Source organism: Ectothiorhodospira lacustris, from assembly GCF_022227845.1.
GTDB lineage: Bacteria > Pseudomonadota > Gammaproteobacteria > Ectothiorhodospirales > Ectothiorhodospiraceae > Ectothiorhodospira > Ectothiorhodospira lacustris.
This window is the reverse complement of sequence record NZ_JAJNQN010000007.1, coordinates 1-25,479: the sequence shown is the minus strand read 5'-3', so window position 1 is coordinate 25,479 and position 25,479 is coordinate 1. Positions and strand designations below refer to the sequence as shown.

At 63.1% G+C, this 25,479-nt stretch carries 22 protein-coding genes; 13 read left to right on the top strand and 9 right to left on the bottom strand.

What is annotated here, in order from left to right; translation table 11 throughout:
• Positions 1-12 precede the first annotated feature (12 nt).
• Positions 13-2,265, top strand: coding sequence for a DNA topoisomerase IV subunit A (parC, locus tag LQ956_RS06880; protein WP_238621816.1), 2,253 nt, complete (start codon positions 13-15; stop codon positions 2,263-2,265).
• 170 nt (positions 2,266-2,435) lie between these two features.
• Positions 2,436-3,326, top strand: a complete 891-nt coding sequence (htpX, locus tag LQ956_RS06875; protein WP_238621815.1) for a protease HtpX — start codon at positions 2,436-2,438, stop codon at positions 3,324-3,326.
• Positions 3,327-3,368: 42 nt separating this feature from the next.
• Here htpX and LQ956_RS06870 read toward each other — a convergent pair whose 3' ends face one another.
• The 3 genes from LQ956_RS06870 to epmB all read right to left on the bottom strand — a co-directional run bounded on the left by LQ956_RS06870 (position 3,369) and on the right by epmB (position 8,527).
• Positions 3,369-5,468 carry an EAL domain-containing response regulator gene (locus LQ956_RS06870; protein ID WP_238621814.1) on the bottom strand — a complete coding sequence of 700 codons (2,100 nt, stop codon included), beginning with the start codon at positions 5,466-5,468 and terminating at the stop codon, positions 3,369-3,371.
• 152 nt (positions 5,469-5,620) lie between these two features.
• Entirely contained in the window at positions 5,621-7,366 is a 1,746-nt protein-coding gene (locus LQ956_RS06865; RefSeq protein WP_238629646.1) for a hypothetical protein, read from the bottom strand.
• 120 nt (positions 7,367-7,486) lie between these two features.
• On the bottom strand, positions 7,487-8,527 hold the full coding sequence (epmB, locus tag LQ956_RS06860) for an EF-P beta-lysylation protein EpmB (protein ID WP_238621812.1): 1,041 nt from the start codon (positions 8,525-8,527) through the stop codon (positions 7,487-7,489).
• A gap of 142 nt (positions 8,528-8,669) precedes the next feature.
• On the opposite strand from epmB, the gene efp reads away from it, so the two are divergent.
• Together efp and epmA are read left to right on the top strand one after the other, a co-directional pair.
• A complete protein-coding gene (efp, locus tag LQ956_RS06855; RefSeq protein ID WP_238621811.1) occupies positions 8,670-9,233 on the top strand; it encodes an elongation factor P in 564 nt (187 codons plus the stop codon).
• Positions 9,230-10,180, top strand: a complete 951-nt coding sequence (gene epmA, locus LQ956_RS06850) for an EF-P lysine aminoacylase EpmA (RefSeq protein ID WP_430733400.1) — start codon at positions 9,230-9,232, stop codon at positions 10,178-10,180. Before efp ends, epmA begins: the two co-directional genes overlap by 4 nt.
• Positions 10,181-10,358: 178 nt before the next feature.
• Here epmA and LQ956_RS06845 read toward each other — a convergent pair whose 3' ends face one another.
• Complete coding sequence (locus LQ956_RS06845; protein WP_238623141.1) at positions 10,359-11,993, bottom strand: alpha-D-glucose phosphate-specific phosphoglucomutase; 1,635 nt, start codon at positions 11,991-11,993, stop codon at positions 10,359-10,361.
• Positions 11,994-12,120: 127 nt separating this feature from the next.
• On the opposite strand from LQ956_RS06845, the gene LQ956_RS06840 reads away from it, so the two are divergent.
• The 4 genes from LQ956_RS06840 to iscU all read left to right on the top strand — a co-directional run bounded on the left by LQ956_RS06840 (position 12,121) and on the right by iscU (position 14,913).
• Positions 12,121-12,591 (top strand): DUF1249 domain-containing protein, encoded by a 471-nt coding sequence (locus tag LQ956_RS06840; protein ID WP_238629645.1) that lies wholly within the window; start codon positions 12,121-12,123, stop codon positions 12,589-12,591.
• A 142-nt stretch (positions 12,592-12,733) separates the two neighbouring features.
• Positions 12,734-13,219: an Rrf2 family transcriptional regulator gene (locus tag LQ956_RS06835; RefSeq protein ID WP_238623131.1), complete on the top strand. Its 486-nt coding sequence runs from the start codon at positions 12,734-12,736 to the stop codon at positions 13,217-13,219.
• A gap of 10 nt (positions 13,220-13,229) precedes the next feature.
• Positions 13,230-14,450 carry an IscS subfamily cysteine desulfurase gene (locus LQ956_RS06830; protein WP_238623132.1) on the top strand — a complete coding sequence of 407 codons (1,221 nt, stop codon included), beginning with the start codon at positions 13,230-13,232 and terminating at the stop codon, positions 14,448-14,450.
• 37 nt (positions 14,451-14,487) lie between these two features.
• Positions 14,488-14,913: a Fe-S cluster assembly scaffold IscU gene (iscU, locus tag LQ956_RS06825; protein ID WP_238623133.1), complete on the top strand. Its 426-nt coding sequence runs from the start codon at positions 14,488-14,490 to the stop codon at positions 14,911-14,913.
• A gap of 102 nt (positions 14,914-15,015) precedes the next feature.
• Here iscU and LQ956_RS06820 read toward each other — a convergent pair whose 3' ends face one another.
• Genes LQ956_RS06820 through LQ956_RS06805 form a run of 4 tightly spaced genes read right to left on the bottom strand, consistent with a single transcriptional unit; the run spans position 15,016 to position 19,562 of the window.
• The gene (locus tag LQ956_RS06820) at positions 15,016-17,007 is read right to left on the bottom strand and encodes a transglutaminase TgpA family protein (RefSeq protein WP_238629644.1); all 1,992 of its coding nucleotides are present in this window, start codon (positions 17,005-17,007) and stop codon (positions 15,016-15,018) included.
• Complete coding sequence (locus LQ956_RS06815; protein WP_238623135.1) at positions 17,004-17,993, bottom strand: DUF58 domain-containing protein; 990 nt, start codon at positions 17,991-17,993, stop codon at positions 17,004-17,006. The genes LQ956_RS06820 and LQ956_RS06815 overlap by 4 nt, the downstream gene beginning before the upstream one ends.
• The gene (locus LQ956_RS06810) at positions 17,993-18,934 is read right to left on the bottom strand and encodes an AAA family ATPase (RefSeq protein WP_238623136.1); all 942 of its coding nucleotides are present in this window, start codon (positions 18,932-18,934) and stop codon (positions 17,993-17,995) included. Before LQ956_RS06810 ends, LQ956_RS06815 begins: the two co-directional genes overlap by 1 nt.
• A gap of 31 nt (positions 18,935-18,965) precedes the next feature.
• The gene (locus LQ956_RS06805; RefSeq protein WP_238623137.1) at positions 18,966-19,562 is read right to left on the bottom strand and encodes a GNAT family N-acetyltransferase; all 597 of its coding nucleotides are present in this window, start codon (positions 19,560-19,562) and stop codon (positions 18,966-18,968) included.
• 137 nt (positions 19,563-19,699) lie between these two features.
• Between LQ956_RS06805 and LQ956_RS06800 the strand changes: the two genes are divergently transcribed.
• Genes LQ956_RS06800 through acuI form a run of 5 tightly spaced genes read left to right on the top strand, consistent with a single transcriptional unit; the run spans position 19,700 to position 24,288 of the window.
• Positions 19,700-20,845, top strand: coding sequence for an ABC transporter permease (locus LQ956_RS06800; protein WP_238629643.1), 1,146 nt, complete (start codon positions 19,700-19,702; stop codon positions 20,843-20,845).
• Complete coding sequence (locus LQ956_RS06795; RefSeq protein ID WP_238623139.1) at positions 20,845-21,621, top strand: ABC transporter ATP-binding protein; 777 nt, start codon at positions 20,845-20,847, stop codon at positions 21,619-21,621. The genes LQ956_RS06800 and LQ956_RS06795 overlap by 1 nt, the downstream gene beginning before the upstream one ends.
• On the top strand, positions 21,618-22,619 hold the full coding sequence (locus LQ956_RS06790) for an MlaD family protein (protein ID WP_238623140.1): 1,002 nt from the start codon (positions 21,618-21,620) through the stop codon (positions 22,617-22,619). The genes LQ956_RS06795 and LQ956_RS06790 overlap by 4 nt, the downstream gene beginning before the upstream one ends.
• Positions 22,620-22,633: 14 nt before the next feature.
• Positions 22,634-23,263 carry an ABC-type transport auxiliary lipoprotein family protein gene (locus tag LQ956_RS06785; RefSeq protein WP_238629642.1) on the top strand — a complete coding sequence of 210 codons (630 nt, stop codon included), beginning with the start codon at positions 22,634-22,636 and terminating at the stop codon, positions 23,261-23,263.
• A gap of 41 nt (positions 23,264-23,304) precedes the next feature.
• The gene (gene acuI / locus LQ956_RS06780; RefSeq protein WP_238629641.1) at positions 23,305-24,288 is read left to right on the top strand and encodes an acrylyl-CoA reductase (NADPH); all 984 of its coding nucleotides are present in this window, start codon (positions 23,305-23,307) and stop codon (positions 24,286-24,288) included.
• Here acuI and LQ956_RS15060 read toward each other — a convergent pair.
• Positions 24,278-25,177: an ATP-binding protein gene (locus LQ956_RS15060; RefSeq protein ID WP_238622955.1), complete on the bottom strand. Its 900-nt coding sequence runs from the start codon at positions 25,175-25,177 to the stop codon at positions 24,278-24,280. The two genes, acuI and LQ956_RS15060, sit on opposite strands and share 11 nt — an antisense overlap.
• Between the last annotated feature and the right edge of the window lie 302 nt (positions 25,178-25,479).

The following is a 25,479-nucleotide window of genomic DNA, read 5'->3' as shown; positions in this document are numbered from 1 at the left end:
CGACGGACATTCATGAGCAATTACGACCTGAATCTGGAAGGCGTCGAACGCCTGCCGCTCAAGACCTTTACGGAAAAGGCGTACCTGGACTATTCCATGTACGTCATCCTGGACCGGGCTCTGCCCCATGTGGGGGACGGGCTCAAGCCCGTGCAGCGGCGCATCATCTATGCCATGAGCGAGCTGGGCCTGTCCGCTGTCTCCAAGCACAAGAAATCCGCCCGTACCGTGGGGGACGTGCTGGGCAAGTTCCATCCTCATGGTGATTCCGCCTGCTACGAGGCCATGGTGCTGCTGGCGCAGCCCTTCTCCTCTCGCTATCCCTTTGTGGACGGCCAGGGTAACTGGGGCTCGCCGGATGATCCCAAGTCCTTCGCGGCCATGCGCTATACCGAGGCCCGGCTGTCCGCCTATGCCCAGCTGTTGCTGTCGGAACTGGGGCAGGGGACCGCCGACTGGGCGCCCAACTTCGACGGTACCCTGGAAGAGCCCAAGGTCCTGCCCGCCCGTCTGCCCAATGTGCTGCTCAACGGCGGCACCGGCATTGCCGTCGGCATGGCCACGGACATCCCGCCCCATAACCTCAGGGAAGTGGCCGCCGCCTGCATCCACCTGCTGGCGCATCCGGAGGCCTCGCTGGAGGAACTGTGTCGGCATATCCAGGGGCCGGACTTTCCTACCGAGGCGGAGATCATCACCCCCCGTCATGAATTGGCGGCGCTGTATCGCACCGGTCACGGCAGCCTGCGCATGCGGGCCCGTCATGAACGGGAAAATGGCGACATCATCATCACGGCACTACCCCACCAGGTCTCCGGGGCCAAGGTGCTGGAGCAGATCGCCGCCCAGATGAACGCCAAGAAGTTGCCCATGGTGGAGGACCTGCGGGATGAGTCGGACCACGAGCATCCCACCCGCCTGGTCATCACCCCTCGTTCCAACCGGGTGGATATCCCGGGCCTCATGGCTCACCTGTTCGCCACCACGGACCTGGAGCGCAGCTACCGGGTGAACCTGAATGTCATCGGCCTGGACGGCCGGCCTCAGGTGAAGAACCTGGTCCAGCTCCTGACCGAGTGGCTGATCTTTCGCACCGAGACCGTGCGCCGCCGTCTGCAGTGGCGCCTGGACAAGGTGGAAAAACGGCTGCACATCCTGGAAGGTTTGCTGATCGCTTACCTGAACATCGATGAAGTGATCCGCATCATCCGTGAGCATGACGCGCCCAAGCCGGTGCTGATGGAACGCTTCGGACTCACCGATACCCAGGCCGAAGCCATTTTGGAACTCAAGCTGCGCCATCTGGCCAAGCTGGAAGAGATGAAGATCCGCGGTGAACAGGATGAGCTGTCCCGGGAACGGGAACAGCTGAAGGCCATCCTGGATTCCAGCGAATTGCTCAGAAACCTGGTGCGTGACGAGATTGCCGCCGACGCGGAGAAGTTCGGTGATGATCGCCGCTCCCCCATCGTGCAGCGGGCCGCCGCCCAGGCCCTGGATGAGTCGGCCCTGATCCCCTCGGAACCCCTGACCGTGGCACTTTCCCGCATGGGGTGGGCGCGTGCCGCCAAGGGTCATGAAGTGGACGCCGCCGGACTCAGCTACAAGTCTGGTGACGGTTTCCTGTCCGCCGCCCTGGGGCGCAGCAATCAGCAGGCGGTATTCATCGATTCCACCGGGCGTACCTATGCCCTGGCCGCTCATACCCTGCCGTCGGCACGGGGGCAGGGGGAGCCCCTGTCGGGGCGGCTGTCGCCGCCGGACGGTGCCCGCTTTGTCGGGGTGATGATGGGGGCATCGGACGATCTCTATCTGTTGGCTACCGATCATGGCTACGGCTTCATCTGCACCCTGGACGACATGATCTCCCGCAACCGGGCGGGCAAGGTGGTGCTGACGGTGCCGGAGGGGGCCAACGTGTTGCCGCCGGTCCGGATCCGGGATCCGGAGCGTCAGCGTTTGGCGGCGGCCACCACCGATGGCTATCTGCTGGTCACGGCCTTGTCGGACCTGCCCAGGATGGCCCGGGGCAAGGGCAACAAGATCATCAATATCCCCTCGGCCCGCCTCAAGGCCCGGGAGGAATGGATGGTGGAGCCGGTCCTGTTGGCGGAGGGCGAAGTGCTCAATGTGGTGGCCGGCAAGAAGTTCAAGGCGGTGAAGGGCGCCGAACTGGAAGAGTATCTGGGTGAGCGGGGCCGCCGGGGCAAGAAGTTGCCCCGGGGATTCCAGAAGGTGGATGCCCTCAACGCCGTCACCCCGTAGATCAGGTTCAGGAGGAAAGGACTCGGCTTTCGCGGCCAAGGCCCGCCCCCACGTGGGGGCGGGCCGACTACGGCTGCAGCTTTTTTGTGCTTGAATTTTTCACGCCAAACCCCATCTAATACGCCGGACCTTTGATTGACAACCCCCAACCTTCAGATCATGGAGACAGCATGAAGCGCATCGCCCTGTTCCTGGCCACTAACCTGGCCATCATCGTGGTGTTAAGCATCACCCTGCGGATTCTGGGAGTGGAGCGCATCCTGGATGAATCAGGGACCAACCTGAACCTCAGCAACCTGCTGGTCTTCGCCGCCGTCTTCGGCTTCGGGGGCTCTTTCATCTCCCTGGCCATTTCCAAGTGGATGGCCAAGAAGACCATGAACGTGCAGGTCATCGAACAGCCCCGCAGCGAAACCGAGCAGTGGCTGGTGGAAACCGTACGCCGCCAGGCCCAGCAGGCCGGTATCGGCATGCCGGAAGTGGGCATCTTCGACTCCCCGGACCCCAACGCCTTCGCCACCGGCATGAGCAGGAACAATGCCCTGGTGGCCGTGAGTACCGGGCTCATGCACAACATGAACCGGGATGAGGTGGAGGCCGTACTGGGGCACGAAGTGGCCCACGTGGCCAACGGCGACATGGTCACCCTGGCCCTGATTCAGGGGGTGATCAACACCTTCGTGATCTTCCTGGCCCGCGTCATCGGTCACCTGGTGGATCGGGTGGTGTTCAAGAACGAGGAAGGCCATGGCCCGGCCTTCTGGGTGACCACCATCGTGGCGGAAATCATCCTGGCCATTTTGGCTTCCATCATCGTCATGTGGTTCTCCCGTCAGCGGGAATTCCGTGCCGACGAGGGCGGTGCCAAGTTGGCCGGCCGGGAGAAGATGATCGCAGCCCTGGAGCGTCTGCGTGCCGCTCAGGGGCAGCCCAGCCAGATGCCCGACCAGATGCAGGCCTTCGGCATCCGTGGCGGCATGGGGCAGGGGATCAAGAAACTGTTCATGACCCACCCGCCGCTGGAAGAGCGCATCATGGCCCTCAAGGCCGGCGGCCGCTGACCTTCGCTGTCCTCCCTTCTCCCCTCAGGGGAGGAGGGAGGGTCAGCCCATGGATGAGAAATCGTATTCCAGGGCGCCGGAGGGGGCCTGCAGGAAATTCCCCTGAATGAAGTTCACGCCCAGCCCCCAGAGTATGGAGAGTGTGGCGGCCTCTTCCACCTGTTGGGCAATGATCATCTTGCCCTGGCTATGGGCCGTATCCGTAAGATGTTTGAGCACTTCCTGGTCCTCAATGCTCTTCGCCAGGTTGCGGGTATAAGAACCATCCACCTTCAGGTAATCCACCGGGATGTGCTGCAGTATCTGGAAGGGATTGAGTCCGACGCCGAAGTCGTCCAGGACGAACTGACAGTGAATGCTCTTGAGCGACTTTACCAGTTCCCGCGCCTGCTTGAGGTGGGCGACGACGGTGGCCACCTTGATCTGGAACACCGCGCACTCGGCCGGGATGCGGTGCTCCTTGAGCCGGTCGGCAATCCAGGGGACCATGCCTGGGTCATGGAGGGTGCCGCCGGTGATCTTGATGAAAAACACCGTGTCATACCCTGCCTTGCGTCGTGCCGCCAGGGTACTGAGTGCCTGGCCGATGACCCATTGATCCAGTTGCCGTGCCAGGTCCGTGCGTTCCGCGCTGGGCATGAATTGGCTGGGGCTGATGGCCTCCCCCCCTTTGTTGAGGAGGCGCATGAAGACTTCGTAACGTTCGCCGGCCTCTCCATGGAGACTGATGATGGGCTGGAACAGCAGGACCAGCCGGTTGCTGTCCATGGCCTCGGTGATGCGCCTGGACCAGGTTTCATCCAGTTGCTTCTGGGTCATCTCCCCCTCTTTGGGTTGGTAGATGACTGTCCGGTTGCCGCCCGATGTGGCCGCTTCCTCGCAGGCCTTGTGTGACCGGGACAGCAGTTCGTCGATATCGGGCGCATTCTCGTCGACCTGCGCGGCCCCGATGGAGGCGGTGAAACTGATGGACCGCCCTTCCACCTCGCAGATGTGTTCTGAGATCCGGCTCAGCAGGTCACGGGTGAATTGCAGGATCTCCTGCATTTCCCAGTGCTGACAGAGAATGCCGTAGGCCTGTCCTTCCAGCCGCGCAACGATGTCGGATTGACCGCAGGCCTCTTCCAGCAGCTTGCCCAAGTCGCTCAGCACCAGGTCCGCACCGGCAACACCGACCAGTTCCCGGATACCGCTGAACTGGTCTACCGTCAGTTCGATCAGCGTGGCATTGGCTTTGCTCTGGGTGGCCTGCCCCAGGGCCTGTTGTACGCACTCCAGGAAATATTGCCGATTGTACAGGCCGGTGATCAGGTCCCGTTGCGACAGGTAGTTGAGTTTCTTTTCCAGTTCCAGCGTGTTGCCGCCGGCGTTGGATCGGATGAGTATCTGGATGCAGGGCTCGCCATCAATGATGGCGCTGCTGAATTCCATTGGCGCAGAAAAATTTTCCCCTGAAATGCGCTTGAGCTGCAATTCCTGGGGCTGTGGGGGGGAGTCGGGATGCGCGTCCGCATTCTGGGTGTCGTCATACTGACGCAGACATTCCTTCAGTTTCTGTTGCTCCTCACGCACCACCATGTCCATGATGGGGATGCCTTCGATCTCCTCGATGTCGGCGAAACCGAACAGTTCCAGGTAGGCGGGATTGGCGTAAAGGTGCATGCCTTCGTGAACGTAGGCAATGGCATCTCGGGCATTGTCCAGGAGCATCTTGCAGCGACGCTCCGTCTCCCTCAGGGAGGACTCAAGGACTTTCAGGGAGCGCCACTGCTGCTGAAAGGCCAGTGCCCGCGTGATCACCAGTCGTAGATGGTCCATATGATTTTTCCGGACCATGTCATGCGCACCCAATTCCAGACACTCCACAATGTCGGTGTCGGAACTGGTGGCAACGGCGACCACGGGAGCATGTCGCCCCATCTGGCGGCTGCTCTGAATGACTTTGTCGAGGGAAAGGGAAGGGTGCCCGAGGGCGCAGATGATGACATCCGGGGTGTGGTGCTTCAGTTTGGTCAGCAGGTCTTCTTCGTCTTCGGCGCGCTCAGGTCTGACGGCCAGGCCGGCGGACTTGAGCGTGCTCACCATCATCTCGGCGTCGTTGAGGTCGTCGTCAATGATCAGTAGGCGTAGAAGGTTGTCCATTCGGTGCCTGGCCTGAGTGCGGGGGGATTGGGCCGGGCTGGTCACCGGCGGAGATCACTTGCCACGATTATATAGACAAGCAACCCGATACCGCCAATCAGCGGTGCAATCAGGCCAGCCCCCGATGTGCTCGGGGGAGGGGCAGGCAAAAGCTAGATGCTGGACCAGACCAACTCGGTTTTCGAGGCCTGATCGACGCCTTTGGGTTCTACGGGCAGGTTTTTTACCGGTTCATAGGTGAATTGCTCGAAGCGGCTGGAGTACTCCAGTTTGCGGGTGAGTCTCACAGGCAGGGTCCGACCAGCCAGATTCACGGCCAGTTCGTCACCCACCTGGAAAACACCGGCAGGACAGAACAGGCTGGTGGCCTGTTGCAGTATTTGGATGGTCGGCGACATGAGACCCTCCAACGGCTGCCCGTGGGCCAGTCGGCGCTTGGCGCGCCTGATCGTGATCGGCAGGCTGCGGGGGGCCAGAATCTGGACGCCGATTTCAAGGCCGGTTTCCGGGTGAAGCATCATCCAGCGCACGATGCCCAGCAGCCAGCTTACACAGGCGCCGTCATGGTTGCGCAGGCCGATGATCTCTCCCACCTGGACTCGCCCGGCCTGAGGCTTTTCCCAACGCAGGCGGAAGCCACCGGCACTGCTGTCCACCAGAGACCACGGTTGTGGGAGAGAGCTATGATCCGGCTGCATGGAATCGGTGTCTGCATCTGCAAAGGTGTTGCCGGTTATCAGGTTGCCCTTGGCAATGCTGTCCCAGGCGGAAGACCCCAGATCCTTGGGCATGTCCGCCAGATACTGCACCGTGATGCCCATATCCAGGGAGTGCAGGTTGTTATCGATCTGTTGTAGGGACAGGTTGTCGTAAACCGTGTTTGCAGGTTCGTTGCCTGGGTGGGCATTGATTTTTCGGGTGATACAACGATGGATCCCGGTCAGGCCGGTCGCTACATCGATCCAACCGGCCCTGCCTGCACGGTTGAAGCGGCGTCGTGCCGTATTGGTCCAGGAAACCAGGGTTCTGTGGATCAGGTCATTATCCAGTGCCTGGTTATCACCCCCGCGAGCCATGTCACGCAGTTGACGAATCAAGGGTGCGATCTGCAGGAATCGGTTTTTTTCCGCCCCGTCCATTTCATCCTGAGTGATGTACTCCGGTCCCCGGTCGCTGGACAGATCGATCCGGTAGAGCATGCCGACACTATCGGGCAGGGCGTCCGGTCCGATACGGCACAGCACACCATGTTCCTCAAGGTAGTGGTAGAGCCGATCGGATTCCCCCTGGCGCAGGGTCAGGGGGGCGGCCAGGGCCAGCAGCGCAATTTGCAGGTAGGCGTGGGCGGGGGTGCGCTGCCTTGTTTGTTCATCCGCGGTCACCTGGTGGAGAAGACCATAGTCTTCCGCCTGGGCCAACAGTTCGTGCATGGCTTGCCAGGTCCCCGGCGGTGCAGGCAGGTACAAACGTGAAGCATGTCTCTGCTGGGTCCCCAGCATGCGCAGGCCCTGGTAGATGGCCGTCGTCAGCTGTTTGTTGGAGAGCCCCGTCTTTTCCATGCCCCGGATATCTCTGAGTATCCGCAGATAGCCGGCACTGGTTTCCGCCAGCAACTCTCCCGCGATATGGGCAATCTGCAGACTCCGAGGGGGCAGCGGGAGGGAGCGGCTGATGAAGTGGCGCCCCAGGTGATCCTGGGCCATGAGCAGGGAGGGGCGGATCAGCTCCATGATCTCGAGACGATCGGCCGCCGGCAGCGCCTGGCCGTTCAGTTCCCGGATCGCTTGCAGCAGCCTGCGTGTCGTCTCCCCCATGTTGGCCAGGGGCAGTGCCTTCAGCCAGCGTTTGACCTTCCTTGGTTGTAAGGGTAGGGCGTCATCGCCTTGAAATTGCACCATGGGGGTTCCGACCAGCATCTCACTTGACTCTTGAATAGGGGCCTATGTCTCGGCCTTGAGACTGGTTTTTTGTGACGTAGTTCACCATTTTAATGCCTGTAGCCCCTATTCTTCCAGTTTTCAAAGCACGGAATTACCAATGGTAGGGAATGAGCGTACCAGTGGTGTCTTGCTGTCCCGTCCCGGGATGTCCTGAACCAGACGCGGGATCAGGTAGCCGGGAAGCTGCTGGGTCAGATGGTCCATGATGGCCAGGGCATGTGTCTCGGAAACGGCGAAATGCGCAGCACCCTGGACCGGGTCCAGCGTATGCAGATAATAGGGTTGTACACCGCTGTCGAACAGGGCGTGACTGAGTGTAGCCAGGACGTCCGGATCATCGTTGACCCCCCGCAGCAGAACGGTCTGATTAAACAGGCGCACCCCGGCCAGTTCAAGGCGTTCCATGGCGGCGCGCGTGGTGCCGTCCAGTTCCCGGGCATGGTTGGCATGGATGACCATGACCGGGCGCAGGCGAGTGCCGGTCAGCCAGCCCAGCAGGGTGTCGTCGATTCGTTCCGGCACCACCACGGGCAGCCGACTATGCAGGCGCAGAGTCCGCAGGTGAGGGATGCCGGCCAGGTCCGAAATCATCGCCGCCAGCTTGTCATCGCTCAAGGTCAGCGGGTCGCCACCGCTCAGGATCACCTCCCGAACTTCTTGATGGGTGCGCAGGTAGAGCAGGATGCGCGGCCAGGCTTCCCGGATGGCCGAGGCGTCCCGATAGGGAAAATGCCGACGGAAGCAGTAGCGACAATGGATGGCGCAGGTGCCGGAGGTCACCAGCAGCACCCGGCCGTGATACTTGTGCAACAGTCCCGGGATCGGCATCGATTCCAGGTCACCCACCGGGTCGCAGTGAAAGTCCGGGACTTCGAGACATTCCTCGCCCAGAGGCAGGACCTGCCGCAACAGGGGGTCGTTGGGGTCCCCCGGGGTCATGCGCCCCAGGTAACCCAGGGGCACCCGTACCCGGAACTGTTTCGAGGCCTCCCTGGCAGCGGGCAGCAGGGCCGGGTCCAGCCCCAGGCGCTTGAGCAGCTCTTCCGGATCGGTCACGGCCTGGGCGAGGGCGCGTTGCCAATCCGCCGACTGACGGTGGACATTTAATCGCGTTATCATAGGCGGATTTTTCAGGGTGAATCGTGGCAGGCCGTCCCATTGTGCCGGTTTTGGCCATCTCTTTGCCAGATTCCCCGCCCACTCGGGATTGTCCCTGTTGGAAACCCCTTCGAGCCCTGGCTCGATCCGGAGATGCATCGTTATGGCAATGTACAGTACCAATGAATTCAAGAGCGGGCTCAAGATTCTGCTGGATGGCGATCCCTATGCCATCGTGGAGAACGAGTTCGTCAAGCCCGGCAAGGGACAGGCCTTCAACCGCGTGAGGATGCGCAACCTCAAGACCGGTCGCGTACTGGACAAGACCTTCAAGTCCGGTGACTCGGTGGAGGCCGCCGACGTCATGGATACGGACATGCAGTATCTCTACGCCGATGGTGAGTTCTGGCACTTCATGATGCCCGAGAGTTTCGAGCAGTATGCCGCCAATGAGGCCGCGGTCATCGATGCCATGAAGTGGCTCAAGGAGCAGGATATGTGTACCGTGACCCTGTGGAACAACGTGCCTTTGTCGGTCAGTCCGCCTAATTTCGTGGAACTGAAGATCACCCAGTGTGATCCGGGCATCCGTGGCGACACCGCCACCGGCGGCACCAAGCCGGCCACCCTGGAGACCGGCGCAGTGGTGAAGGTGCCCCTGTTCGTGAACGAAGGTGATGTGATCCGCGTGGATACCCGGACCGGCGACTACGCCTCCCGCGCGTGAACTGGTCTCCCTCCGCCTCCCCGGCGATGCTGCGTCGCCGGGCGGATCTGCTGCGATCGATCCGTGATTTCTTCCATGCGCGGGGGGTACTGGAAGTGGAAACCCCCTGCCTGTCCCGGGCGGGGGCCACGGACCCTGCCATCGAGAGTCTGGCCGTGACTCTGCCCGAGGGGTGTGTCTGGCTGCATACCTCGCCCGAGTTTCCCATGAAGCGACTGCTGGCCGCGGGGGCGGGGGACATCTATCAGATCGCCCGGGTCTTTCGCGCCGGCGAGGCCGGGCGCTTTCACAATCCGGAATTCACCCTGCTGGAATGGTATCGGGTCGGGTTTGATCACCATCGGCTGATGGCGGAAGTCGATGACCTGGTGCGTGAACTGGCGGGTGCCCGGCTGTCCCGCCCGACCGGCTATCTGAGTTATCGGCAGGCCATGCTTGACCATGCCGGTATCGACCCCCTGAGCGCCGATGTCGGGGACCTGGCGATCAGGGCGCGGGCGCTCGGGCTGGATGTCCGGGGCGAGTTGGACCGGGATGGCTGGCTGGATCTGATCATGTCCATGGTGGTGGCACCCGCCCTGCCTGCGGACGGTCTGACCTTCATTCACGATTATCCCGCCAGCCAGGCCGCACTGGCCCGGATCTGCCCGGAGAACCCGGCGGTGGCCGAGCGCTTCGAGCTGTATTGGGGCGGGGTGGAGTTGGCCAACGGTTTTCATGAACTGGGGGATGCGGCGGAGCAGGGCGCCCGCTTCGAGGCGGACAACCGCCGCCGCCGGGACGCGGGGCAACCGGCGGTGGCGGTGGACCATCATCTGCTGTCTGCCCTGGCGTCGGGCCTGCCGGACTGTGCCGGTGTCGCCTTGGGCGTGGACCGGTTGCTCATGTGTCTGAGCGGCTGCGACCACATCCGCCAGGTGCTGGCCTTTGACTGGGAGCGGGCCTGAAAACAGGGCTTCGTTGATTCTTTGCCGTCACTCCGTTGATTCTCTGCCGTCACTCCGCTGATTCCCTGCCGTCACTCCGCGGATTCTTTGCCGTCACTCCCGCGAAAGCGGGAGCCCAGGGTTTTCAGTTCGTTGCTGGATTCCCGCCTGCGCGGGAATGACGGATTCAGGACACCTTTCAGGTAATCACCGTCGGCGCCTCGCGCCCGGTATGTTCCCGGATGCCCGCCATCTCATGGGCAATGGCAATCAGCGGCGCCAGTGCCGCCTGAGTCTCCAGTTCGTGCTGTTGCGGGTCCGGCTCATACCGTTCCACATAGAGCCGCAGGGTCGCTCCCGCCGTACCTGTACCCGACAGCCGGAACACCAGTCGCGACCCGCCCTCGAACAGGATGCGGATCCCTTGTCCCTGACTGACGGACCCGTCAATGGGGTCTTCATAGGCGAAGTCATCCGCCAGGCTCACGGTGTGCTCACCCAGGCGTCTGCCGGCAAGGCTCGGCAAACGATCCCGCACCCGGTTCATCAGGGCATCCGCCCGCTGGGCATCCACTTCCTCATAATCATGGCGGGTATAGAAATGCCGGCCGAACTGACGCCAGTGGGACTTGACGATGCTTTCCACCGATTCGTGGCGTACCGCCAGCAGGTTGAGCCAGAACAGCACCGCCCACAGCCCATCCTTTTCCCGCACATGATCGGAACCGGTGCCGAAACTCTCCTCGCCGCAGAGGGTGACCCGGCCGGCATCCAGCAGGTTGCCGAAGAACTTCCATCCGGTGGGGGTCTCGAAACACTCGATCCCCAGATGCTCCGCCACCCGATCCGCGGCCTGGCTGGTGGGCATGGAGCGGGCAATGCCGATGATGCCGCTGCGGTAACCCGGTACGTGGTGGGCATTGGCCGCCAGCACTGCCAGGCTGTCGCTGGGGGTGACGAAGAAGCGGCGTCCCAGGATCATGTTGCGATCTCCGTCGCCGTCGGAGGCGGCGCCGAAGTCGGGGCCGTTGCGTCCGTTCATGGCCTCCACCAGGTCATGGGCATGCACCAGATTGGGGTCCGGGTGATGACCCCCGAAATCCGCCAGGGGTTCGGCCCGCATCACCGTGCCCGGCGGGGCGCCGAGCATATCTTCCAGGATACGCCGGGCATAGGGACCGGTCACCGCGTGCATGGCATCAAAGCGCATGCGAAAAGGCACACTGTTGAACAGGGCACGCATGCGGTCGAAGTCGAACAAGTTCTGCATCAGCGCCGCGTAGTCCTGCACCGGGTCCACCACGGCAATTTCCATGGCGCCCAGCTTGCTGCTGCCCAAGTGGTCGATGTCCACATGCTGGATATCGGCAATCCGGTACTCGGTCAGCTTCAGGGTGGCGGCGTGAATCTCGTTGGTGACCTTTTCCGGCGCCGGCCCCCCGTTGGGGGTGTTGAATTTGATGCCGAAATCCCCCTGGGGGCCGCCGGGATTGTGGCTGGCGGAGAGGATGAGTCCGCCCTGGGTGCGATAACGCCGGATCAGGCAGGAGGCCGCCGGGGTAGACAGGATGCCGCTGCGCCCCACGATGACCTTGGCGACCCCGTGAGCCGTCGCCATGCGCAGGATGATCTGGATGGCCTCCCGGTTGAAGTAGCGGCCATCACCGCCCAGCACCAGGGTGCCGCCCTTGAGGGCCGTCTGGGTATTGAAGACGGCCTGGACGAAGTTTTCCAGATAATGGGGCTGCTGGAAGACGCGTACCTGCTTGCGCAGGCCGGAAGTGCCCGGTTTCTGGTCTTGGAAGGGGGTGGTGGCAACCAGGTTGATGTTCATGGGCTCGCGGCGGTGAGTGGCTGGAGTCACTGAAGTTACCAAATACGCGGTCATCTGTCCCGGTCAGGCACGCAGATGCCCCGAGTTCGATGGCTTTCCCAGCGTTCTCCTTGGTAATATGCCGCCCATGTTGCTTGAGGCCCGCAAACCCGCCTATCTGGACCCTCGGCCCCGCAGCTTTGCGGCGCTGATGGACCTGTATGAGGCTAATTACATCCGCCTGCGCCGGCTGTGTCCCGAGTTGCGGTCACTGCAGGGTGTGCGGGTCTCCCGGGTAGCGGGAGCGATGGACGTCCACCTGGAAGTGATCGAGCGCTGCCCCTACACCACCACGCTGGTGCTCACCTACTACTTTGAAGGCGACGAGGGACGACACCGGCGCAAGAGCCCCAATCTGTATCTGAGGGTCTATCACGATGCCCGTCAGGCGGAAGTCATGGGACGTGCCTGCCACCGCTCGGGCGAGGAGATCAGTGTGGGTGATCATCCTGACTGGCAAGCCCTGGAGCATCGCTGGCGTTTCAACCGCTTTCTTTACAAGTGGCTGGGTTATTGCCTGCATCAGGGACATCGGTTCGAGGGTCCCGGGGCCCTCTGAGCCGCCCGCCGGGTTTCCCTATTCCCCGACCTCCCGCAAGAAAAAATTCTTGACTAGTTTGGTTGGTTTTGTGAGACTGCCTCTAAACCTGACTTGCCAAGTCGGGAAATATGAAGCCTGACAACCGAGGAAGGGGGCATCCATGAAACTGTCAACCAAGAGTCGATATGCGGTGACCGCCATGCTGGACCTGGCCATCCACGACGGGATCGGTCCTGTGACCCTGGCGGATATTTCCCAGACCCAGGGGATTTCCCTGTCCTACCTGGAACAGCTCTTCGCCAAGCTGCGCAAGCATGGCCTGGTGGAAGGGGTGCGCGGCCCCGGTGGTGGCTATCGCCTGGCGCAACCCGCCGACGAGATCACCGTGGCGAGCATCATCACTGCGGTGGACGAGAACGTGAAGATGACCCGCTGCCTGGGCACCGGTGATTGCCACGACGGGCAGCGTTGTCTGACCCACCAGCTTTGGGATGAACTGAGCCAGCAGCTGTTTGCCTTCCTTGATGGGATCACCCTGGATCAGTTTGCCAATCGTCCCGAGGTCCAGCAGATCGCCCGGCGCCAGGAGCAGCACCACCCGCGCCACGCCCATCAGCATTTCATTTTCCGTCGCTCCGCCGCCTGAGGAGGCCCCTATGTCATCAAGAAGGCCCATCTACCTGGATTACGCCGCCACCACACCGGTCGACGAGCGGGTGGCCGAAGCGATGTTCCGGTTCATGACGTTCGGCGGTGCCTTTGGTAACCCTGCCTCCCGTTCCCACAGCTTCGGCTGGGAGGCGGAAAAGGCGGTGGAGGAGGCCCGCGAACAGGTGGCGGCCCTGGTGGGTGCCGATCCCCGGGAGATCGTCTGGACCAGCGGCGCCACCGAGGCGGACAACCTGGCCATCAAGGGTGCGGCCCATTTCTATCAGAAAAAGGGGCGTCATATCGTCACCGTCAAGACGGAGCACAAGGCCGTACTCGACACCTGCCGACAACTGGAGCGGGAAGGTTTTGAAGTCACCTACCTGGACCCGGAGCCCAGCGGCCTGCTGGATCTGAATAAACTGGAGGCCGCCCTGCGCAATGACACGGTGTTGGTGTCGGTGATGCAGGTGAACAATGAGATCGGCGTGATCCAGGATATCGAAGCCATCGGCAACCTGACCCGGTCCCGGGGCATCCTGTTCCATGTGGATGCCGCCCAGTCCACTGGTAAGGTGCATCTGGACCTGTCGAAACTGCCGGTGGATCTGATGAGCTTTTCGGCCCACAAGACCTACGGTCCCAAGGGTGTGGGTGCCCTGTATGTGAGTCGCAAGCCCCGGGTGCGGCTGGAGGCCCAGATGCACGGGGGCGGCCACGAGCGCGGCATGCGCTCCGGCACCTTGGCGCCTCACCAGATCATCGGCATGGGCGAGGCCTTTCGTATCGCCCGCGAAGAGATGGGTGCGGAGAATGAGCGTCTGCGCATGCTGCGGGACCGGCTCTGGGAAGGGTTGTCCACCATGGATGAGGTCTACCTCAACGGAGACCTGGAGCGGCGGGTGGCCGGCAATCTCAATGCCTCCTTCAACTTCGTGGAGGGGGAGAGCCTGATCATGGCGCTCAAGGACATCGCCGTATCCTCCGGTTCCGCCTGCACCAGTGCCAGCCTGGAGCCTTCCTATGTGCTGCGTGCCCTGGGGCGGGATGACGAACTGGCTCACAGTTCCATCCGCTTCTCCGTAGGCCGCTATACCACGGTGGAAGAGATCGACCATACCATCGCCCTGGTGACATCGGCGGTGGAGAAACTGCGTGAACTCTCACCACTGTGGGAGATGCACCAGGAAGGGGTGGATCTCAAGAGCGTGGAGTGGGTGGCCCACTGATCCATGCAGGACAACCGAATTCGAGAGGTAACCGAACATGGCCTACAGCGATAAAGTCATCGACCATTATGAAAACCCCCGCAACGTGGGTTCCCTGGACAAGGCCGACCCTCACGTGGGTACCGGCATGGTGGGTGCCCCGGCTTGCGGCGACGTGATGAAACTGCAGATCCGCGTCAATGATGCCGGCGTCATTGAGGACGCCAGGTTCAAGACCTACGGTTGCGGTTCCGCCATTGCCAGCTCCAGCCTGCTCACCGAGTGGGTGAAAGGGAAAACCCTGGAGGAGGCCGGCGCCATCAAGAACACCCAGATCGCCGAGGAATTGGCCCTGCCGCCGGTGAAAATCCACTGTTCGGTCCTGGCCGAGGACGCCATCAAGGCCGCCATTGAGGATTTCCGCAAGAAGACGGTCCAGGCCCCTCCTGCCGATCATGAAGAACCCCGGCGACTGTCGGCATGACCGGCATCGCCCCCTGACAAAGCCCGGCTCACAGGGACGTGAGCTTGTTTGCTTCCCTCCCCATGGGGCTTTGTACCCGCCGGCAACGGCGGGTTTTTTGGATCAGACCCTGATCCGGCGCAACAGCCCGCGTAGCCGTCCGAAACGTTCCGGGTCGGGGCTGGCACCGTAGCGCAGGGCCACATACTCCCGGGTGAAGGCCATCACCGGTTCCGCTAGTTCCGGGCGTTCCCGGGCGATGCGTCGGGCAAAGTCCATGGGGGGTTCATGGGGGGCACGGGTGAGCCCGCCACGGGCCAGTCGACGGCAGAAGTGCCGGTACACCACCGCCAGCGGGTCGGCCACGGGTAGACGGTTACGCCACAGGAAGATGGCCGCGAACACCAGCACCACCACGCCGACAAGCGCCACCATCAGGGTGATCATCCCGCGCCAGTCCAGGCGTCCCAGGCCCAGGCGCTCCAGCAGTTCCCCCTGCCGCTCGGGGCCGAAGGCCAGTACCCAGCCGCTCCAGTAGTAATCGATGCTGTCGCGCCATAGCGCCCACTGCAGCCGCACTATGCCCCAGTCCAGGCTGCGGCGGATGAAGTCCGGGGCACCCAGGTCCCCGGACAGGGCGGCCCGGATCCCTGACTCGATCCGCTCAGGCGACACCGCCGCCGTGGGGTCCACCCGCACCCAGCCCCGGCCTTGCAGCCAGACCTCGGCCCAGGCATGGGCGTCGGATTGACGTACCAGCAGGTAATTGCCCAGGCGGTTGTATTCGCCGCCTTGGTAGCCGGTGACCACCCGCGCCGGGATGCCGGCGGCCCGCATCAGCACCACGAAGGCACTGGCATAGTGCTCGCAAAAACCGGCGCGGGCCTCGAACAGGAACTGATCCACCGGGTCCCGTTCCAGGCGGGGCGGCGACAGGGTATAGAAAAAGGGCTCTTCGTTGAAATGGCCCAGGGCGGTCCGGATCAGCGCCTCATCATCCTCATGCCGTGATCGCCAGTCCTGTGCCAGGGCCTGCGCCCTGGGGGCCGCACGGGCCGGCAGGTTCAGCGCCTGACGGCGACGCGCCTCGGACAGTTCCGGTTCCAGAATCAGGTCCGTCCGTGAGGCCAGGGTGTACTGCACCAGGCGCCGTACCGGCCGGCTGGACACCAGATAGTGATCCTCGATCATGCGGGCATCGGGCGGTACGGAGACGGGGATATCCAGGGCCAGCAGCCAGCGGCGTTCGTGGGGTTCCAGATTGATGGTGTAGGTGACGACCCTCTCAAGATCCGGTGCCTGGGGCAGGGCATCGACCTCCGTCTCCCGGCCTGCGCGCCAGGTACGCCCGTCGAAATGCGCGAATACCGGTCCGCGCCAATAGCGCTGCGCCGGTACGGGCGGATCGTCGGTGAAAGAGACACGGAAGGCGGGGGCGTCGGATTGCAGCAGCTGGCTGATGGAGCCGGGAGACATGCTGTCGGACAGGCCGGTGACGCCGGTGGTGCTGTCCTGGGGCATGCCCCACAAGGGTCCGGGCAGGCGGGGGAAGAGCAGGAACAGGATGATCATCACCGGCACCGCCTGGCCCAGCATGAGGCCGGCCAGGCCGAAGGATTCCCTTACCGGCTGTATCGCTTCACCGGCATTGAGTCGTACCAGGGCCGCCGTGGTGGCGAACACCGCCACCAGCATGTAGAGGGCGACCGGGATCTCCTGGGAGTAGAAGAAGTTGGTGATGATGACGAAATACCCCAGGAACACCACCAGCATGGCATCCCGATAGGTGCGGGTCTCCAACAGCTTCAGGCCGGTCATCAGGACCAGCAGGGCCACCCCGGCATCCCGGCCGAAGAGAGTGCCGTAGCGGCCCAGGACCAGCCCGGTCATGAGCACGGTGAGCAGCACCAGTATCCAGCGAGGGGGCATGGGCAGTCGGCCCAGGTGGACGCCGCCGCGCCAGGCCAGGGCCAGGGTGGTGGTCAGCACTACCCAGACGGGCTGATTGAACAGATGGGGCCCGATGGCCACGCCGGTGGCGGCAATCACCCATAGCAGGGCGCCGGAGCGGCCCGGTAGCCGATCTTCCAGCCGCATGGGTGCCGCGGCGCTCATGGACAGGATTCCGCCGGCAGGGCGAAGCAGGCCAGGTATTCCAGGCAGCGGCGCTGGTGGGCCTCGCCCGTCTCCGGCTCCAGGGCCAGGCCGGGCATGCGCAGGCCGAAGCGCAACCCCTGGCCCTGGGCCTGCAGAACCTGGTGACACATCATGGACAGCCGGGTCTCCAGGTCGCCCGCCGGCAACTGGTCCCAGTCCAGCCAGATCTGTCCGCCACTCACTTCGCCGAACTGCTTGATGTAGAGATCGCCGGTGCGGGCCAGGGCCTTCCAGTCCAGATGCCGGGGCGAGTCTCCCGGCTGATAGCCCCGTACCCCGGCAAACTCCTCTCCGGCGGGATCGGTCCGTTCCCGACTTTCGCCTTCATCCTGCCCGGCAAAGGGGGGCGCCTGATCCATGGGCAGGGGCTTGGGGTAGACCAGCACGGATTCATCGAAATACAGCCAGGACCAGGCCCGGAACAACCCCATCGGATAACGACCGTGAAGTCGCAGGCGACCGGGCCGCAGCACGCCCCGGCGCCGGGTGGGCAGGTCCAGCGTGACCTGGTTTTCCCCCCGGGGGTTGACGTCGAAGGGGACCGGCGCCCCATCCAGGGTTTCCAGTAGCAGGCCGCGACGGGCAACCCGGCTGGGGTTCTCCACCGTATAAACGAACTGGGCGGTCTGGCCGGCAAAGACCGGCTGGGCCGGTCGGCGGGTGATCCGCAGTCCCAGCAGGTTTCTGTGGGTATGCCACATGGCATTGGCGCCCAGGGCCGCCAGCAGGAAGGTCAGCATGAAGGCCATGCTGTTGCTGTAATTGATGGCCCCCAGCAGCATCACCAGCAGGATCAGGGCAAAGGTGTAACCCTGGCGGGTGGGCAGGATGTAGATACAGCGCCGATGCAGGCGCAGGGTCCGACCCTCCGGTAGCTGGCGCCGGGTGATCCAGGTAATGAACCATTCCCGCAGCCGCCGACGGTCCGGAACCAGGGCCTTCATCACGGGACCGGTACCGCCTCGATCAGACGCCGGGTGACCTGTTCCGGTGCCAGACCGGGGGACTCGTTGAGCTTCAGCCGATGACCGGCCACCGGCGGCAGGACTGCCTGGATGTCCTCCGGTAGCACGTGGTCCCGGTGATCCACCAAGGCCCAGGCCTGGGCGGCCCGCATCAGTGCCAGTGCCGCCCGCGGCGACAGGCCCATCTGGTAAAGCGCCGGCCGACGGGTATGGGCTACGATGGCCTGCAGGTAGTCCAGAAGGCCATCGGAGACATGAACCTGAGTCACCTGCCGCTGCAGGGCCAGCAGGGCCGGGGCATCGACTTGGGCGGGCAGTTCCTCCACCAGTTCGCGGCGATCCCGACCCCGCAGCAGGGCCCGCTCCGCAGCGGCATCCGGATAGCCCAGGTGGATGCGCATCAGAAAACGGTCCATTTGGGATTCGGGGAGGGGAAAGGTGCCGATCTGTTCCTGGGGATTCTGGGTGGCGATGACGAAGAACGGCTCCGGCAGACGCCGGGTGGTGCCTTCAATGGTGACTTGCTGTTCTTCCATGGCCTCCAGCAGGGCACTCTGGGACTTGGGCGTGGCGCGGTTGATCTCATCTGCCAGCACCAACTGGGAGAATACCGGGCCGGGATGGAATTCGAAGCGCTTGCGTTCCGTGCTGAACACCGAGACCCCCAGGATATCCGCCGGCAACAGGTCACTGGTGAACTGGACGCGCTGGAACTGCAGTCCCAGGGTGCGGGCCAGGGCGTGGGCCAGGGTGGTTTTGCCCACGCCGGGCAGGTCTTCCACCAGCAGGTGACCCCGGGCCAGCAGGCAGGCCAGTGACAGCCGGATCGGGCCGGGCTTGCCGAAGATCACCGTATTCAGCTGGGCCAGAATGGCGTCGATGCGAGCAGCCATCGTGGTATCGGGCAGGGTCTTGTTCATGGGCGGCTCCGGCCCTCCGTGATCAGAAAGCCTAGAGGGACTTGACCCAGAAGACCATGGTCTTTTCCGATTCTCGCTGTTCACCCAGGTCTTTCCAGGAGAAAACGGTGGTGATACTGGGTTGTTTGCGATAACCCCGTTTCTTCCAGAACTCATCCAGCGGCTTGTAGTCGGAAGGACGGCGGGGGTCATCCTTCGGTCGATAGACGGCGCAGAAGGTGGCATGGGTGAAGCCGCCCAACGACTTGGCGTGGGCCTCCCGTTCCTGGAAGAATCTCACGCCCAGGCCTTGACCTCGATATTCGGGTAGGAGCACGGATTCGCCCAGATAGAAGACCCGTGCCGGATCGTAGCCTTGCTGACGCAGGGGGCGGATCACGTTCTCTGGCTCTCGAATCAGGGGTAGGGCGGTGGAGGCACCGACGATCCTGTCACCGTCTCGGACCATCACCACAATGCTTTTGGGGGAGGTGATGTAGGTGGCCAGGTAGTTCTCCTCGTAGTCCGTATCGCCATCGTAGAGATAGGGATAGGCACGAAAGACACTGATCCTGAGCCGGGCCAGTTCAGGTAGCCAGGGTGTGGCCTGCGACCCCACCAGGCGTTCGATTTGCAGGGTACTGGACATGACGATCCCGGGTGCTTTGTCAGAAGGGAATTGGACTACCCCCGCGCATGCGGGTTCACTGTCGCTTTCTTCTCGTGTTCAGTCTGGCAATATGGAGCGACATGTTCAATGGTTTGCCATGGAGTCCGCGTGTTCCCGTGGGTAAAAAGACATCAGTGAATGAAGGCGGCGCACAACTGAACGCATCCGTGGGCCCGGCGGGTGAATGCATCCTGGCACTGTCCGGGCGCCTGGATGCCTATACGGTGGGCGGTTTCTGGTCCCGGGCCCGGCGCCTGCTGGATGATCACCCTGCGACGCCGGTGCGGGTGGATCTGACGGCGGTGGAATATTGTGACGGCGCCGGGGTAGCCCTGTTGCTGGATCTGTTGCGCCAGCCCCGGGCAACGGCCGCGGAGGTGGCGCTGGTGAATGTGCCGGCCAAGGTCAGTCAGTTGCTGGAACCCTTTGATGCCAAGGCGTTGGTGGAGATCCCCGGGTCGCGTCGTCCGCCCGGCCTCAGGCAACGGCTGGCGGACAGCCTGCACGACCTGGGCCGTGATCTCTACCTTCACATGGTCTTTATCGGCGAGGCCGCGGCCGCCCTCGCCCATGGCCTCACCCATCCCGCCCGGGTACGCTGGAAAGATGCCCTGCGCATCGCCCAGGAGGCCGGGGTCAATGCCCTCCCCATCGTCGCCCTCATCGCCTTTCTCATGGGCGTGATCCTGGCGTTTCAGTCCGCCGTGGCGATGAAGCAGTTCGGTGCCGAGATCTTCGTCGCCAACCTGGTGGCATTGTCCCTGTTCCGGGAACTGGGTCCGCTGATGACGGCGATCCTGCTGGCGGGTCGATCCGCCTCCGCCTTTGCCGCCGAGATCGGTACCATGAAGGTCAACGAGGAGCTCAACGCCCTGACCACCATGGGGGTTGACCCGGTGCGCTTCCTGGTGGTGACACGGGTGCTGGCGGCGGTGATCATCGCGCCGCTGTTGACCATCTTTGCAGACCTTGTGGGGCTGATGGGGGGGGCTATGGTGATGATGACCTTCGATGTCCCCTTTGTGGCGTTCATGAACCAGGTCAGTCAGGCGGTCTCGCCGGGGGATTTCCTGGGCGGGCTGTTCAAGGCCGCCGTGTTTGGTCTGGTCATCGCCGGGGTAGGCTGTTTGCGTGGCCTGGAGACCCGTGCCGGTGCCTCGGCCGTGGGTATTTCCACCACCCGGGCGGTGGTCAGTGCGATCATCCTGATCGTGGTTCTGGACGGCCTGTTTGCCGTGGTCTTCTTCCATCTGGGTATCTGATGCACTCCGCTTCGCAAAATCCACCGCCGATCATCCAGGTGCGCGACCTCACCCTGGGGTTCGGTGGCACGCCGCTGCTGGAGCAGCTGTCCTTCGACGTCGCGCCGGGGGAGGTCTTCGTGATCCTGGGGGGGTCCGGTTGCGGCAAGAGCACCCTGCTCAAGCACATGATCGGGCTGTATGAACCCATGGCCGGGAAGGTGATCATCGGCGGGGAGGTCTTTACCGGCACCGAAGGCAAGGCGCGTCGGGACATCCTGCGGCGCTTCGGCGTCATGTATCAGATGGGTGCCCTGTTCGGCTCCATGACTCTGCTGGAAAACTTGCGTCTGCCCCTGGAAGAATTCACCGACCTGCCCGAAGAGGCCATGGACCTGGTGGCCCGGCTCAAGCTGCAGCTGGTGGGGCTGGCGGGTTTTGAACAGCACATGCCGGCGGAGATCTCCGGGGGAATGCAGAAGCGTGCCGCCATCGCCCGGGCCATGGCGCTGGACCCCGACATTCTGTTCCTGGATGAGCCTTCGGCGGGCCTGGACCCCATCACCTCGGCGGAACTGGATCAGTTGATCCTGCGTCTGAGCCGCATCCTGGGCATCACCTTCGTGGTGGTGACCCACGAGTTGCCCAGCATTTTCGCCATCGCCGACCGGGTAATCATGCTGGACAAGGAAACCCGGGGTATCCTGGCAGAGGGCGATCCCGCCCATCTGCGGGACCACAGTGAGCACCCCTGGGTGCGTCGTTTCTTCAACCGTGAAGCCGCGGAGGCATCGTGAGTAGTCGTGCCGGATATTTTCGCCTGGGATTGTTCATCGTCGGCGCCTTTGCTGCCACCGTGGTGATCCTGCTGGCACTGGGGGTGGGGGCGCTGCTGCGGCCCAAACTGATGATGGAAACCTATTTCGACGGCTCCATCCAGGGGCTGGAGGTGGGGGCGCCCATCAAGCTGCGGGGCGTCACCATCGGCGAGGTGAGCCAGATCAGCTTTACCTACGCCCATTATCAGAAGGATCTGCCGGTCGTTCGGCGCGCTCAGTATGTGATGGTCCGGGGCTGGTTGCGCCCCGACCTGCTCAGTGCCTCCATGGGGGATGTCAATGATGAACTGGCACGGTTCGTGGATCGGGGGCTGCGGGTGCGCATGACCAGCCAGGGCGTCACCGGCATCAACTTTCTGGAGCTGGATTTCTTCGATGCCGATACCTTCACTCCCGTGGAGATCGACTGGACCCCGGAGTACCTGTACATCCCCTCCGCCCCCAGTACCATGACCCAGTTCCTGCAGTATGCGGACAACATCATGCGCCGGGTGGACAGGATGGACGTGGAGTCCATCCTGTACAACATTGAGCGTTTCACCATCAATCTGAACGAGATCGTGGAGGGGGTGGACGCCAAGCGACTCATGAGCGAGCTGGCCGGCAGCCTGGAGCAGATCCACGATATCCTCAAACGGGTGCAGGGCCTGGCGGACTCGCCACAACTGGCGAAGATCCCGGAAGACCTGGGAGCAACGGCGCAAAATCTCCGGCGGCTCTCGGAGTCGCCCGAGATTCGGCGGTCGCTGGAAGGTCTGACCCGATCCCTGGAGCAGCTGCAGGGTACCGTGGGCCGCACCGATGACCTGATTGCCGGCCATGAACAGGATATCGCGGCCTCACTGGACAACCTCCGTACCATGACCGACAACCTGCGCGACCTGACCGAGGACCTGCGCCGTCATCCCGGTGCGATCCTCAATCGTCCCCCTGAGCCCGCCGAGCTGACCCGATGATCCGGAGCCTGACCATGCCCCAAGTACCCAAGATCCTGTTGATGCTCATGCTGGTGCCGGCCCTGTTTACGATCGGTGCCTGCAGCGTGAGTCTGGAACGTGATCCCCCGGTACGCATGACCTATCTGATGGAAGCCAAGCGTCCGGCGCTGCAGCCGTCGGGTCCAGCCGTCGGCAGTCTGGCGATGGGTACGGTGCGGGTGGCACCCGAATTCTCCACCAGGGGCTTGATCTACCGCATGGACGACACCCGGTATGTCTCCGACTTCCATCATGACTGGTTTGCCCCGGTGCGGGACCAGGTATACAGCGCCGCCCGGGACTGGCTGCATGAGGCCCGGGTGTTCCAGACCATCTTGCCCCCCAGCCTGGCCCGCGAGGCGGACTATCGCCTGGATATCCTGGTCAATACCGTCTACGGTGATCTGCGAGATGCCCAGTCTCCGACGGCGGTCCTGGAGATTCAGGCCTATCTGTCGTCCCGGGCGCAGGCGGGCGAACGCCGTATCCCGCTGGCATCCACCCTGCAGTCCCGTCAGCCGCTGTCCGAAGCCACGCCGGCTCAGGTGGCGACGGGGCTGTCCCGGGGGCTGGCGGATATCCTGGGCCAACTGGAGATGGAAATCATGCAAGCCCTGCCGTAGAGCGGGCAAACCATCAAGACCATCAACAGGAGGGACGGCGGATGTATCGAGCCATCGTACTGAACAAGACCGAAAACGCAGTCGAGGCGACATTGGAACACCGGGATGAGCAGGCACTTCCGGAAGGCGATGTCACCGTCAAGGTGGCCTGGTCCACCCTCAACTACAAAGACGGTCTGGCGATTACCGGCAAGGCCCCCGTGGTGCGCCACTACCCTATGGTCCCGGGGGTGGATCTGTCCGGCACGGTGGAGCACAGCGACCACCCCCGCTGGCGACCGGGCGATTGCGTCATCCTCAATGGCTGGGGGGTGGGGGAAGCCCACCCCGGCGGCCTGGCCGAGAAGGCTCGCCTCAAGGGTGACTGGTTGGTCCCGCTGCCGGAGGCCTTCGATCTGCGCCAGGCCATGGCCATCGGCACCGCCGGCTACACGGCCATGCTCTGTGTGCTGGCCCTGGCGCGCCAGGGTGTCGATCCGGATCAGGGCGAGATCCTGGTGACCGGAGCCGGGGGTGGCGTAGGGGGCATCGCGGTGATGCTGCTGGCAGGGCGTGGCTACCGGGTGGTGGCATCCACCGGGCGTCTGCAGGAGGCGGCATACCTCAAAGGCTTGGGTGCGGCGGAAGTGATGGATCGGGCGGCACTGTCCTCGCCCGGCAAGCCCTTGGGTAAGCCCCGCTGGGCCGGGGCGGTGGACACCGTGGGCAGCCATACCTTGGCCAATGTGCTGGCCTCCACCCGCTATGGCGGCAGTGTGGCCGCCTGCGGTCTGGCCCAGGGCATGGACCTGCCGGCCACCGTGGCCCCTTTCATCCTGCGGGGTGTCAATCTATTGGGGGTGGACAGCGTTTACATGCCCATGGAACGACGCCTGGAGGCCTGGGATTGCCTGGCCCGGGAACTGGAACCGGACCGGCTGGCCGCAGCCACCACGGAGGTGGCGCTGGCGGAGGTGATCCCGCTGGCTGAAAAGATCCTGGCCGGACAGGTGCGGGGGCGCGCGGTGGTGGACGTCAACCGCTAGGAAGCCGAGGAAACTGGATCTCGATCCGGGTGCCTTCATTGAGGCGGGATTCGATCCACATGCGCCCCTGCAGGCGCTGGGTCACCCAGTAGGCCTTGGTCAGACCGAACCCCCCGCCGTAGGTTCTGCGGTTCTGCACGTTATCCGCCCGAAACCCGAGCCTGACGACATCCTCGATCTGTCCGGGGGGAATGCCGACGCCGGTATCTTCCACCACGAAGCGGATTCTTTGGCCGTCATCATCCAGACCTGACAGGATGCGCCCGCCAGGTGGGGTGTACTTGCGTGCATTGGCCATCAGGTCACGAATCACGTCGTTGAACACGGCCGGTATGAAGATCTGGTCTCCATCCTGACTGGTGATATCGAACTTCACCAGATAGTCTCGTTCTTTCTGTCCGGCGATGTTGTGCTTGATGCCGAAGCCCCCGTTGCTTTTCTGTTGCATCACCTGAAACAGTATCGCCAGATCCTCCCTGAGCAGCTCCAGGTCATGCCATTGCCAGATCATCGGCACGCCGGCGCGGGCCGTCAGTTCCCTGACCCGGGTCTTGAAAATCACCATGACGGCTTCAATGTTGTCCAGACATGCCTGGGCATCCGGGGTCGGTGGGGGGCCGGCCACGGCGGTTGCGACCGCTTGCTGGATTTCCCGGTGAATGGCATCAACGTCCTGGACCCAAAGTCTGGCCTGAAAAGGGTCTTGGAGGGCCTGGGCAAATCCATGCACGATGCTGATGCCTTGTTTCAGCGGCTCAGGCCGATCCAGGTAAAAGGCCAGCAGATCCATCTCTGCCGAAAGCACGTTGAGCACGTTCAGGAAACTGTGCAGATCCACCAAGGCTTCCTGCTCCGGTGTGAGGTTCAAAGCCTTGATGATTTCTACCACAACGTATACGCCTCCCCGCGGCATGGATGACAGCACAGTCTAGCGGCTCCGGAAGGCAGTGAATTTCCGGCTATCGGTGATCCTGGCGCATTTGTCTTCGGTATCGGCCGCGATACCGTGAGCAGCGTCCGCCAATCCCGCGAAAGCGGGAATCCAAAACCTCCAGCCGGCGACCGGATCCCCGCCTGCGCGAGAATGACTTATCCCGAATATCTTTAAAGAGATCAAGGGGGGCGGGGGGGGGGGGGGGGGGGTTAGCCCCCCCCCCCCCCCCACAAATTTTTAAAACTATGTGAAAACCG

What these genes read in the sequence shown, in the direction of transcription:
- parC (WP_238621816.1), top strand. Translation starts at nt 13, where the DNA reads ATGAGCAATTACGACCTGAATCTGGAAGGCGTCGAACGCCTGCCGCTC.
- LQ956_RS06870 (WP_238621814.1), bottom strand. Translation starts at nt 5,468, where the DNA reads ATGGACAACCTTCTACGCCTACTGATCATTGACGACGACCTCAACGAC.
- LQ956_RS06840 (WP_238629645.1), top strand. Translation starts at nt 12,121, where the DNA reads ATGTTGCTTGAGGCCCGCAAACCCGCCTATCTGGACCCTCGGCCCCGC.
- LQ956_RS06810 (WP_238623136.1), bottom strand. Translation starts at nt 18,934, where the DNA reads ATGAACAAGACCCTGCCCGATACCACGATGGCTGCTCGCATCGACGCC.
- htpX (WP_238621815.1), top strand. Translation starts at nt 2,436, where the DNA reads ATGAAGCGCATCGCCCTGTTCCTGGCCACTAACCTGGCCATCATCGTG.
- LQ956_RS06865 (WP_238629646.1), bottom strand. Translation starts at nt 7,366, where the DNA reads ATGGTGCAATTTCAAGGCGATGACGCCCTACCCTTACAACCAAGGAAG.
- iscU (WP_238623133.1), top strand. Translation starts at nt 14,488, where the DNA reads ATGGCCTACAGCGATAAAGTCATCGACCATTATGAAAACCCCCGCAAC.
- LQ956_RS06845 (WP_238623141.1), bottom strand. Translation starts at nt 11,993, where the DNA reads ATGAACATCAACCTGGTTGCCACCACCCCCTTCCAAGACCAGAAACCG.
- LQ956_RS06835 (WP_238623131.1), top strand. Translation starts at nt 12,734, where the DNA reads ATGAAACTGTCAACCAAGAGTCGATATGCGGTGACCGCCATGCTGGAC.
- efp (WP_238621811.1), top strand. Translation starts at nt 8,670, where the DNA reads ATGGCAATGTACAGTACCAATGAATTCAAGAGCGGGCTCAAGATTCTG.
- LQ956_RS06830 (WP_238623132.1), top strand. Translation starts at nt 13,230, where the DNA reads ATGTCATCAAGAAGGCCCATCTACCTGGATTACGCCGCCACCACACCG.
- LQ956_RS06795 (WP_238623139.1), top strand. Translation starts at nt 20,845, where the DNA reads ATGCACTCCGCTTCGCAAAATCCACCGCCGATCATCCAGGTGCGCGAC.
- LQ956_RS06815 (WP_238623135.1), bottom strand. Translation starts at nt 17,993, where the DNA reads ATGAAGGCCCTGGTTCCGGACCGTCGGCGGCTGCGGGAATGGTTCATT.
- epmB (WP_238621812.1), bottom strand. Translation starts at nt 8,527, where the DNA reads ATGATAACGCGATTAAATGTCCACCGTCAGTCGGCGGATTGGCAACGC.
- LQ956_RS06785 (WP_238629642.1), top strand. Translation starts at nt 22,634, where the DNA reads ATGCCCCAAGTACCCAAGATCCTGTTGATGCTCATGCTGGTGCCGGCC.
- LQ956_RS06820 (WP_238629644.1), bottom strand. Translation starts at nt 17,007, where the DNA reads ATGAGCGCCGCGGCACCCATGCGGCTGGAAGATCGGCTACCGGGCCGC.
- acuI (WP_238629641.1), top strand. Translation starts at nt 23,305, where the DNA reads ATGTATCGAGCCATCGTACTGAACAAGACCGAAAACGCAGTCGAGGCG.
- LQ956_RS06805 (WP_238623137.1), bottom strand. Translation starts at nt 19,562, where the DNA reads ATGTCCAGTACCCTGCAAATCGAACGCCTGGTGGGGTCGCAGGCCACA.